This is a genomic window from Cyclonatronum sp. (assembly GCF_022565315.1).
Taxonomy (GTDB): Bacteria; Bacteroidota; Rhodothermia; order Balneolales; family Cyclonatronaceae; genus Cyclonatronum.
In genome coordinates this window covers 49,296-59,904 of the sequence record NZ_JAIUMX010000005.1, presented here as the reverse complement: position 1 = coordinate 59,904, position 10,609 = coordinate 49,296, and the positions used below count along the sequence as shown (strand labels likewise).

General features: G+C 48.9%; 12 protein-coding genes. 4 read left to right on the top strand and 8 right to left on the bottom strand.

Annotated elements, in window-relative coordinates; genetic code table 11:
* Positions 1-140: 140 nt before the first annotated feature.
* From LAT75_RS02155 to LAT75_RS02125, 7 genes are all read right to left on the bottom strand, one after another.
* Positions 141-1,049, bottom strand: coding sequence for a hypothetical protein (locus tag LAT75_RS02155; RefSeq protein ID WP_291480975.1), 909 nt, complete (start codon positions 1,047-1,049; stop codon positions 141-143).
* 250 nt (positions 1,050-1,299) lie between these two features.
* A complete protein-coding gene (locus tag LAT75_RS02150) occupies positions 1,300-2,607 on the bottom strand; it encodes an AI-2E family transporter (protein WP_291480974.1) in 1,308 nt (435 codons plus the stop codon).
* Complete coding sequence (locus LAT75_RS02145; RefSeq protein ID WP_291480973.1) at positions 2,607-3,122, bottom strand: cyclic nucleotide-binding domain-containing protein; 516 nt, start codon at positions 3,120-3,122, stop codon at positions 2,607-2,609. Before LAT75_RS02145 ends, LAT75_RS02150 begins: the two co-directional genes overlap by 1 nt.
* 245 nt (positions 3,123-3,367) lie before the next feature.
* The gene (locus LAT75_RS02140) at positions 3,368-3,874 is read right to left on the bottom strand and encodes a hypothetical protein (RefSeq protein WP_291480972.1); all 507 of its coding nucleotides are present in this window, start codon (positions 3,872-3,874) and stop codon (positions 3,368-3,370) included.
* A gap of 23 nt (positions 3,875-3,897) precedes the next feature.
* Positions 3,898-4,263 (bottom strand): GntR family transcriptional regulator, encoded by a 366-nt coding sequence (locus LAT75_RS02135; RefSeq protein ID WP_291480971.1) that lies wholly within the window; start codon positions 4,261-4,263, stop codon positions 3,898-3,900.
* On the bottom strand, positions 4,260-5,081 hold the full coding sequence (locus LAT75_RS02130) for a hypothetical protein (RefSeq protein WP_291480970.1): 822 nt from the start codon (positions 5,079-5,081) through the stop codon (positions 4,260-4,262). The genes LAT75_RS02135 and LAT75_RS02130 overlap by 4 nt, the downstream gene beginning before the upstream one ends.
* A complete protein-coding gene (locus LAT75_RS02125; protein ID WP_291480969.1) occupies positions 5,078-5,929 on the bottom strand; it encodes an ABC transporter ATP-binding protein in 852 nt (283 codons plus the stop codon). Before LAT75_RS02125 ends, LAT75_RS02130 begins: the two co-directional genes overlap by 4 nt.
* A 636-nt stretch (positions 5,930-6,565) precedes the next feature.
* On the opposite strand from LAT75_RS02125, the gene LAT75_RS02120 reads away from it, so the two are divergent.
* Entirely contained in the window at positions 6,566-8,173 is a 1,608-nt protein-coding gene (locus tag LAT75_RS02120; protein ID WP_291480968.1) for a HAMP domain-containing sensor histidine kinase, read from the top strand.
* Entirely contained in the window at positions 8,166-8,864 is a 699-nt protein-coding gene (locus tag LAT75_RS02115; protein WP_291480967.1) for a response regulator transcription factor, read from the top strand. Before LAT75_RS02120 ends, LAT75_RS02115 begins: the two co-directional genes overlap by 8 nt.
* An 86-nt stretch (positions 8,865-8,950) precedes the next feature.
* Here LAT75_RS02115 and rlmB read toward each other — a convergent pair whose 3' ends face one another.
* The gene (rlmB, locus tag LAT75_RS02110; protein ID WP_291480966.1) at positions 8,951-9,706 is read right to left on the bottom strand and encodes a 23S rRNA (guanosine(2251)-2'-O)-methyltransferase RlmB; all 756 of its coding nucleotides are present in this window, start codon (positions 9,704-9,706) and stop codon (positions 8,951-8,953) included.
* Positions 9,707-9,843: 137 nt separating this feature from the next.
* Here rlmB and LAT75_RS02105 point away from each other — a divergent pair, with 137 nt between their 5' ends.
* Both LAT75_RS02105 and LAT75_RS02100 read left to right on the top strand, forming a co-directional pair.
* Positions 9,844-10,188 carry a hypothetical protein gene (locus LAT75_RS02105; protein ID WP_291480965.1) on the top strand — a complete coding sequence of 115 codons (345 nt, stop codon included), beginning with the start codon at positions 9,844-9,846 and terminating at the stop codon, positions 10,186-10,188.
* A 67-nt stretch (positions 10,189-10,255) separates the two neighbouring features.
* Entirely contained in the window at positions 10,256-10,603 is a 348-nt protein-coding gene (locus LAT75_RS02100; protein ID WP_291480964.1) for a hypothetical protein, read from the top strand.
* Positions 10,604-10,609: the final 6 nt, after the last annotated feature.

Below are 10,609 nucleotides of genomic sequence, written 5' to 3'. Positions count from 1 at the left end.
CTAACGACTGCAATGTTTAATACCCTTTAACTGATCGGGATGAAATGCGGGATGGCTTCCAAAAGCCATCCCGATAAGTAACTGAAGTATCTCAGTTTATGAAAGTGAAGGTCTTATGATTTTTGACCCGCTGAAACGGATCAAAATTTGATTCCGACAAAAAACATCAAAGAACTGTGTGATGAATCGAATACATCGCTGTCGTTAAGCATGGAGAAAAAGTCATCAAATCCATCCTGAATTGACCACCCTTTGATCTGACGGAATCCGGTAACAATAGAGGTTTGGCCGAGAATGCGAAGGATGTGTACAGAACCATTTATTTCATCATGGCGCGCACCGCCGTAAAACATGTCTCCGTCGGTGTACTGTACATTTGCACCAAGGCCCCTGCTAAAATGAAGGTCAAACAGCAGGCGGTCCTGAAGCAGCGGGAAGAAGCGGTCGGTGCGGTAATTTACACCCAGCCCGATGTTAAACGAGCTTTCAAGTTTATTGAGAGGACGGAAATTATCCTGAAAATTAAGGTTAAATACCTCGCGCAGGGCATCGTCAGCATCATAATAAATATTGAAGAAGTTGATGTGCACCCGAATTGGCAGGTATAGGTTTAAATCCTGCGAAAGTATATTTTGCCAAAGCTGACTGTTACCGCCGAGACTTGCTTTGATGTTCAGAAAGCGTACATCGGCTTCATTTGCAGGGCCTTCAGAACCAAGAAGGGCGTCAGCAAGTGAGGAGGAGAAAAATGTTTCGGTGCTTGTGCCATATCCGATGCTGATACCGGAGAATTTGCCGCTGCCGATAAAGGCATTGTAAACATCACCGTTAAACTGATAGGTGAAGCTGTTTTCACCCCCAACCGTAAGCAAAGCATGGTCGCGGAATGTGAAGTCCATGCCGCTCAGGCCCAACATAAAGCGCCCCTCCGAAAGCAGTTCATCATTATTATTCAGGATTGGCTGCGCCATAAGTGGCTGAAGCGAAGGGCTAAATACCAATAAAAGCACGAGGTACAGCAAAGCAGTGAATTTTACAGTGATAGACATGGCAGGTATGTTTTTGATTTTTAGTGAAGGTGTTTTTAGCACAGGCTCGCCCTGAAACTTTTTAGCTGATGTAAAGGAAAAAAATATGTTTTCCATAATCAAAGTCTTGTTGTTTGGTATAATAGGATAGTATGTAAAATAAAGGGTTAATTCAATATAAATTAGGGCCTGTATGTGGAAAAACCGGTTCGATGCCGTTCTGATTGCACCATAGGGGTTTTACAGAAAACAACCGGTAAAAGCGTAAGCCTTACAAACGAATTATGCGGTAAAGCAACAGCCGTTGATGTATTGTTGTGGCGCTAACCTTAATAATAACAATTACAGGTATCGAAAAAAGTACACCCCAAAACCCAAACATAACCCCTCCGGCTACAACTACAAAAAATACAAGTATTGGGTGAAGGTCTGTGGCACCGCCTAATATCATTGGTTTAAGCAGGGTGTTATCAGCAACCTGAATAAGAATTGCCGTAAGTGCAGCAAAGTAAACCAGGTTGCCTGTGTGTATGAACGGCAGCACGCTGCTGATTTCATCGATGATGAGCGAGTATGCAATTACGAGAATGATGCCAACTGTTGGCCCGATAAAAGGAATAATGTTCGCTACAGCTGCTACAACCCCGATCAGCACAGATACGGTAAAGTTGAAGCCGATTAACGGCAGAAACACAAGGAAACATGTAAAAACGGCAAGGCTTTCAATTACCGTACCCCGGAGGTAGGAGCCTATGGCTTTATCTACGTTGTGAAATGAGGTAAGTGCTGTTTCAAAGAAAATGTTGGGAACAAGTGAAATGAGTTTACGCCTGAACTTGCCTTCATCAAGCAGTAAAAAGAAGAAAATGACCGGCATGATCAGCCAGGTTGAAAAAAAGCCGAAAATGAGCAGAATAGTAGAGCCTCCTGTCTGATCCGGTCCTGTTTCTTCGCGGCTGTTAATGCTGCGCTGCCCGATGAGGATGGCTTCGGTGAGCAGCCCGCCGCTTGTGTAAAACAGCAGGTCCTGATTCTGAAAGTGATAGCCCAGCATACGGGCATAGCGCGGGTGCTGATGCTGCAGGCTGTCCATGCGGGCTTCGAAAACCATCTGTTCCTCCGGGGCGAGGGCAAGAAAGAGGTTGATGTTATCTACAAGAGGATGCGTTTCCTGCATCAGGAACCGCAGCCCGAAGGCGAGGGTCGTGTTCTGCTGTGAAGTTTCTATCAGTCCCTGATACCGCTCATTGAGCTGATACATGGCAACCGTGCGGAGTTCGTATTGTTCGTTACGGTCCGGAATTTGATTTTTTACAAAAACGAAGGCGTAAAAAAGCAGGGTGATAAAAAAGGTGACAAACAGCAGCACGCTGAGCAGTTTCGGAAAGCCGCGCCTGATGAGCCAGGCCACAACCGGCTGACTGATGTAGGCGAGCAGCGCTCCGAAAATAACGGGCAGCAGCAGCGGCCTGATGGCCCAAAGCACATAGCCGGTAGTCACAATCAGCAGTAAACTGCTCACGGCTACATAAACGCGGGTACGCCGTTTGATCTCCTGTTCGCTTTGCGGGTTCTCCATTATGCCGGCCTTGTTTCGGGCTGTTTGGCAGCCTGTTTCTGAAGCATGGCGTTGGTAGCCTTGAGCCGGTTGCCTATCACAATGGCAAGCCTGCGGTAAATTTTTGCCGCAATAACGGGCTCGCTCAGCATGAAAGCATCAAAATCCCCTTTGAAAATTGCCATTGTTGTGGCATGCTCTGCGGTGAGGGCACTTGCCGAGCGCGGTGTTTCATCTAAAATGGCCAGTTCGCCAATCACCTCGCCGGGGTTTACTTCTGCCAGCAGTATGGGCGGCTCACCTGGCGTTACGATGCGCACAAGCCCGCTGCGGATTACATAAAATGCCGCTCCGGGCTGCCCCTTGTGAAATATGTACTCCCCGGCCTGATATTCCCGCACGTGCATCAGCCGCTCAACTTTCAGTCTTTCCCTTCGTGTGAGATCCGTGAAGAGCTGTACGTTTTTTATGAAGTCTTCCTCCTGAGAAGTTTTTGATGAAATGAGTTTGCCTAAATCAGACCAGAAGGGTTTCATAAATCAGAAAGAAACGGGTATAAGGGTGAAGTCGCTGCTCGGGTAGATGGTATGCATTGCAGAAAATACCTTAGCGTGATCAAAATACAATCTTAACAGGATATTTGTACATAATAGCCAAAAAAAAGCTCATTTTGACCCGATTATGCAGTGTCAGCTTTCTGATACTTCAGCCTTGACCCGAAACAAAAAAAGGCCATCCGGTTTACGGATAGCCTCTTTTGTTCGGTTTAGACAGCGCGGCCTTAATCCGGATGCCGGCCAATGCCCGTATCGGTAACGCGGGCGTCGCAGCTGATACCAAACGGCAGGCTGCAGTTGAACCCAAGGCTCTCCCAGGCAGTGCCTTTCAGGCTTACAAAACTGAGCTTTTCGGTATCGTACTGCATCAGGAAAGCAAAATCTGCCTCGCTTACCAGCGAATCTCTTTCGGATTCCGTAAGTCGCTCCAAGGCATTGTTGTGGATTTGCCGGTCCGTGATCAGGTGCCACTGAAACCGGGGTACGGAAACTTCCACCGAGCTGAAGCGCACCGGGCCTGCTTCAATTTCGCCCATGAAGGCAAAGCCGTGCAGTTCCGTGAGCCGCAGCTGTTCATGATCCGCGCGGGCTTCAACCCGCATGCTGAAGAGGGCCCCGTCTGAGCCCGGAGCAGGTCGCTGCGGGCTGGATTCGGTTGTTCGGTTGAGCTCGGTGAGCATCAGAATAAAAAGCAGGCCAAGCAGACCGGCAAAAAAGAGTTTGATTTTCATAGCAGTAAGGATTTGGCTGAATATTAAAGGTCGGGCTTGTGCTGCGCTGCAAGCGAGCTGAGGTCGGAGAGGCTGTAGCCGAGCTGCGTCAGCTTTTCGATGAACTGCGGGAGCTCCTGCTGCAGAAATTCACGCCGCTTCTGTTCGAGCACGATTTCATAGGCCCGGGCCGTGGTGAAATACCCGATGCCGCGCTGCTGCTCGATAATGCCCTGCTCCTGCAGCTGATGGTAGGCCCGCATGGCGGTATTCGGGTTCACTTCAACGAGGGAGGCGATTTCGCGCACCGAGGGGATGCGCTCGCCACCGCCCAGCTCCCGGCTGAGAATCCGGCTGCTGAAGTATTCGGCAATCTGCAGGTAAATGGGCTGGTTAGGGTCGAATTTCATGGGTTCAGCTGTGTTTGGGTGAAGCGGTTGTAGCCCAGCCACAGCACAAAAAGCACGACAGCGATCCGCATGGTGTACCAAAGCGCCATCACCCGCCCGCTTTCGCGGAACTCCGGCAGCATGGTGAAAAAGCTGATGAAGCTGTTTCCGGTGAGCATCCATCCACCTATAAACAAAAGAAAAACAAGCAGGGAAGATGCTACGGCTGTGTTGGCTGCCTTCAGAAAATGATGGCTTTTGAAAAAGACAGCCCCCCAGAGGAAGATGGCGTGCCAGAAAAAGTACGACTGAACCATGTTGAGATCCGGCACTGAGATGAGGGACGGAACCACAAAGGCTGTGCCTGCTATCACATTGAGCATTAGCATGAGCAGGAATTTGAGCAGCCACAGGAACAGAAATGCCGCGAGGGTGAAAACCGGGGCGGTGAGCAGCCATGCAGCCGCGAACTTTTCGGCAGCTGAGGCCGGAAGCATGAGCAGCTGCCAGCCGCTTTCGGGCCTGTGCATGGTCTGAAACAGCCGGCTGGTGAAGTAATAGCCCGCGAGTGCGTAAAAGGAGAGGCTCAGCTGCCATCTCACAGAATCGGAGCGCACGTACATCTCCGCAGCATTTGATGAAAATGCGGTGGTGTCGCTGGCGAAAATGGCTGCGATAAGCGTAAGCAGGCTCACAATGCCGCCAAAAAGCAGGGCCGTGAACAGCCACAGCCGCTTCTGATCTGTGAAGTACCAGCGGATCAGCAGCCGGATTTTCAGGAGGGAAAAGGGCGGAATGGGAGTCGTGGGTCCGGGTTGAGTGGTTGCGGCTGTGTTCATAAGGCAGTTTGGAGTGAAGGCTTCAGGTTGGGAAACAATGCGCCGGGCTTGTGAACAGCCGCGTTGAAGAACAGCTCGAGATCAAATTCGGTTTCTGACTTCACCGATGAGGCAGGCACAAGCGCGCGGTAGCCGCCCAGCTGTGGTTCACTGTAAACGGCCTTGTCGAGTTCCGTTGCAGCAAGCACCGTGCACTGCCAGCGCCGGCTGATGGCTTCCAGGCTGTCTTCAAGCAGAATTTTGCCCTCATGGAGCAGAATGAGCCGGTCGAGGGTCTGGCCCAGATCCCGCACCTGATGCGTGGAGATAACCACACAGCGGTTTACCGGATCGAGCCTGGAGAGCATCTTTCGAAACTGACTCTTGCCGGGGATGTCGAGCCCGTTGGTGGGTTCATCAAGCAGCAGCAGAGGTGTGTTTAGCGCGAAACCGAACGAGAGCAGTACTTTTTTTTGCTCCCCGTAGGATAGCCGGTGCAGGCAGGTGGTTTGGGAGAGTGCGAAGGCATCAAGGGCTTCGTGGAATTCTTCCTCCCGGTAAGCAGGGTAGAAGGGCGCGTAAAGGGCAGCAAAGTCACGGATTTTGGTCTCGGGCAGCGTAAATTTTTCCGGTATCAGGTAAATGCTGCCTAAAACAGAGGGGTGGCGGTCTGTTATCAGGGAATTTCCGAACAGGCAGCTTCCCTGCTGCGGAAACAGCAGCCCGCACATAAGGCGGAGCAGACTTGTTTTACCGGCACCGTTCAGGCCGAGCATACCGTAAATGCTGCCAGGCTGCAGCTTGAGATGTGTTTCGGAAAACAACTTTTTCCCGGGGTAGCTGAAACTCAGGTTTTGGATAGTTAGCATGATAGGTCTGTTTTGTTAATATGGTGTACTAATATACTAATACACTAATATTGTAGCAACAAAAATCTCAAGACAAGTATGGTTTGGGATTTGCCGCCGGGTATCGTTTCGTTGGGTTTTCCGGCTTTTGCTTTGATAACAGCGAGATCAAGCCTTTAAATGTTGCCGGGAAAAAGGTGAAAAAAACCGAGGTTACGACCGGCTGACTTGTTTAAACAAATATATTTCAGATTATTCCTTAGGAATAAAATTTTTGGGTGCCTATTCCGTTTTGTGAGCTGTTTTACAATTCGGGCCTTCAGCTTGATGATGGTGAGTTAATCAATAAAAACAGTGGTTTAAATGCTTAGGATAATGTAAACTTAATTTTGTAAATTAAGCCGATACGGTTGCAGTCAAAAAGAACCGAGGAAAAAGTAGCCTTTCCGGCTAATTGTATTCATCCCTGATGAACTTGCATTTCATAGTTTAAAATCAACCTGCCTGGGCCCGATTGCTGTCTGTTGTAGCCTGCAGCAGATGCAAAATATTAAAAGATTTTTATTTGTTACTCTCAACAACCCTATGAAGAATATTCTAAGTATAAGGCGATTGCTTCTTGCTTTAGGCATTATAGGGATTTTAGCCCTCACGGGTATGAACCTTTACTCGATTTATGCCCTGCATATGAGTGCGGTTACAACTTCTGTGGAGAAGAACCGGGAGCAGCTTGAGGATTTATCGCAGTGGGTACGGGTTAGAATGAGGCAAAACAGTGGAAACCTCTGGACACTCGAAGCATCTGAACTGAAACGAATTGCTGAATACCCCGATCAGATTCCGGCTGCACTTATTCAGTACCTGAATCATGTAAGTAATGATCAGCTGTACGACGACATTTATTATACCCTGGACGGCGACCGCGTTTGTTCGCCGGAGAGCGGGGTGATGCGGTTCGACTCTGCAGTAGGCAGTTTCGTGCCCGCAGAGGCAGTTCCCGAGCAGGTTTGCCGTGGTATTGGCATGGTGAGTACAAGAATGAATGTGCTTGCCTCTACCTATAAATGGACCGCCTACATGATGACGGACTCATACTTTACCTTCAATTTTGTATTCTTCAATCCGGATCAGGCCGAGACGATTGCCTATTTATCGATGCCAATAAACCGCGATTATCTGATTAGCGGGGTAATAGGTCCGGAGATATTCCGTCGTTTCAGCAATTCGGAAGAGTCAGGTGTGCTTGTATATCTCGACGACTGGACCCGCGGTCAGGTATTGATTTCGAATGCGGAATCCAATCAGGATATCTCGCGCGATCATGACTTTATCTCCCGGTTCTCAGGTGTACTTGAAGACTGGAACCTGAAAATGCGTTACATCGAGACTCCTGAAGTTGCAGCATCCAAGGCGTCGCTTGTTCGAAATATCGGTGTGCTTGCCGTTACGGTCTTCACGCTGATTTTCAGTCTGATTTTCCTGTATCTTGCAGCCAAGCGGGACAGGGAGCTGAGTATGAGGCAGGCTTCCTTTTTGGCGAATGTAACACACGAGCTTAAAACACCACTTGCGGTAATGCAGGCTGCCGGTGAAAACCTTGCTGACGGCAGGGTTACAACACCTGAGCGCCTGCAGTCTTACGGGCAGCATATTTTTACGGAAACCATGCGCCTGCGAAAAATGATAGAAAAGCTGCTGGATGTAGCAAGGAATGAAGCAGGTCAGTTAACCCTGAAACCGGCTTTGCTTCAGCCCGAAAAACTGGTTAAGGAGCATCTGGCAGAACAACAGGGGTTCCTGAATCAGAACAATGTTCAGCTCGATCTCAGCATAGAAGATGATGTTCCCAAAATAATGGTGGATCAGAACAGCTTTGAAACAATTTTAGGCAATCTGATCGAAAACGCTGTTAAATACTCTCCTGAGGAGAAATATTTGGGAATCCGCGTTTACTCAGACACTAAAAAAGTGTTTGTTGAGGTTCAAGACCACGGAACAGGCATCCCGCCTGAATCACAAAAACTTATTTTTGATAAGTTTTACCGTGTTGAAGAAACCCTCACCGCAAGAACGAAAGGGCACGGTCTTGGCCTTTCTATTGTAAAAAACTTAACTGAAAGAAACGGGGGGGCAATCTCCCTGAACAGCACGTATGGTAAAGGCTCAACATTTACGCTGTCTTTCCCGATAGCAGCCAATATCTCATTTTCAAATCTAAACGGTCAAAAAATCAATGAAGAAGAAAGTAAACCAGAATATGTCTAAGAAAAAAATTCTTATCTGTGAGGATGAGCCAAGCCTGGTATTCACCCTGCGCGATACCCTTGAAAACGAAGGCTATGAAGTGTTCATCGTGGAAAACGGCAACGACGCTATTCAGAGAATTCCTGAATTTCAGCCGGATTTAATGCTGCTCGATATTATGCTGCCCGGCATGAGCGGTTTTGAGGTGTGCAAAAAGGTGCGGGAAATGAAATTCAACTTCCCCATTATTATGCTCACCGCCCGCGATCAGGAAATTGATAAGGTAACCGGTCTTAACATCGGCGCTGACGATTACATGACGAAGCCGTTCGGGGTGAAAGAACTTCTGGCCCGTATTCAGGCCCGCCTGCGCCGCATCAGCACGTACAGCAAGCCCGGCCCGATCGAAAGTGTTACGCTTGGTGAAGTAATCATCAACCTGAACCAAAGCAAGGTTGAACGGCCCGACGGGGAGGAAATTGACCTCACAACCCGCGAGGTTGAGCTTATCCGTTTCCTTGTTGCCAACTCTAACGAGCCCGTATCCCGCGATACGCTGCTTGAGCACGTTTGGCGCTACGAGTACAGCACTAACACCCGTACAGTTGATGTGCACATCTCAAAACTGCGCTCCAAAATTGAGTTGCAGCCCGATGATCCGCGCTATCTTGTAACCCTGCACGGGGTAGGTTACATGATGAAGATGCCATAAAACAGCATCTGATTATTAAGTTTTGACGTTTACCAAAAGCCCCGCGCTTAGCCGCCGGGGCTTTTTTCTTGGTATGCCGTTTATGCTCAGGGTTTGGTGCCGGGCTGTCTTCTGCGGTTAATTTCAAACAAAACGAGGGCGGCACTTACCGAAGCATTCAGGGATTCAACTCCGTTGTGCATGGGTACCGAAAGCAGGAAATCGCAGAGCTCGGCTGTTTTCTGACGGATGCCGCTGCCTTCACTTCCGATTACGATGCCCATAGGAGCGTTGTAGCTCTCCTCCCAGATCGTCCGGTCGGCACCTGCGCTAAGCCCTGCGAACCAGAAACCGGCATCTTTAAGGGTACCTATGGCCTGATTTAGGTTGGTAACCCGGATGATGGGAATCTTTCCGGCTGTTCCGGCTGAAGTTTTGAAAACGGTTGCATTTACTGGTGCCTGACGGTGCTTGGGCACAATTACCGCAGCTGCGCCCGCAGCTGCCGAGCTTCGCAGAATGGCGCCAAAATTGTGCGTGTCTTCAATTTCTGATAAAACCACAACAAATGGATGCGCAGACAGCTCCGCCTGCTCAAGCCAGGGTTCAAGCTCGGTGTAAGTTATACCCGAAAGCAGCGCTACAACACCCTGATCGTTCACCCGCCCTACCAGTTCGTTGAGCTTGCTGCCGGGCACATTAAGCACCGGAACCTTCCTTGCTGAGGCCGCTTCGGTGATGCGGTTTACCGGAGCGCCTCGCATATTTTGCCGCAGGTAAATTTTTTCCACACCTGTTTGAGGGTTATTAAGCGCTTCCTGTACAGGATGAATGCCGTAAATGTAGTCGTTGTTTTCTTCCATAAATTAAGATAGAATCCTTTCAGCATGATTGAGGACTGTTAAACCCTAAAATACTGAATTGAAAAGAGCCCAAAACCCTTTTATTTTGACATAAGAAAGGAATCATCCTAACTCCATAATTAAGCAGGTTTCGTTTTATGCCTGATTTTCCGCCATTAGGGAACAAACAAAGGTCGGCTTCTTACAGCAGCGCGCGCCGCAAGGCCCCCTTACGCCTGCAGCTGATTGCCAGGCATGTGCGTTCTTTAAACTTCTTTTATTTGCTCAGCGGGGTCGCGCAGGTTTTGCTGGGTGCCATCGTTACGATGGTTTCCATTCTAAACCTCGTAAGCCCGATGTGGCTGGCTGCCTTTCTGAGTCTGCTTGGTTGTGTGGTTACCATGCTGGGGGTGTATCAGGTTTACGAAGTGCTCAACAGCCGCAGGAGTGTGAGCGACCTTGCCCGGGATGCCATCGAACGCGCTATTCAGGACCGGAACTAACGAACAGTTTTGCGCAGCCGCAAAACCGGTCTTTATTTAAAATGCTACTATCACCTTAATTAAACACATGTCAGAAACTGCCGCAAAAAAAGCTTCACCCCAGGCAAACCGGGATGAACGAATCCGGATGTTTATCGAAATTCAGCTGGGCAAATCTGCAGAGGGGCTTGGTTTTGCCCGGCAGCAGCAACTGCTTCAAGGTAAGTTTAAAAAAGCGATGATTATGATGTTGCTGAATTTAGGGTTTGTTCTGTTTTTCAGCCTGAGTTTTTACTACGAAATCACGCAGCTGAGCACAACCTGGTTCAATCTGATTTTGGTCTTCTTTATCATTAATGTCATATTTTTTGCCTATCAGCACCGCAAAATAAAGGAAGCAAATGCCTGGCTTAAGGAGAAAATTGCGGAGCAATAGGGGGTA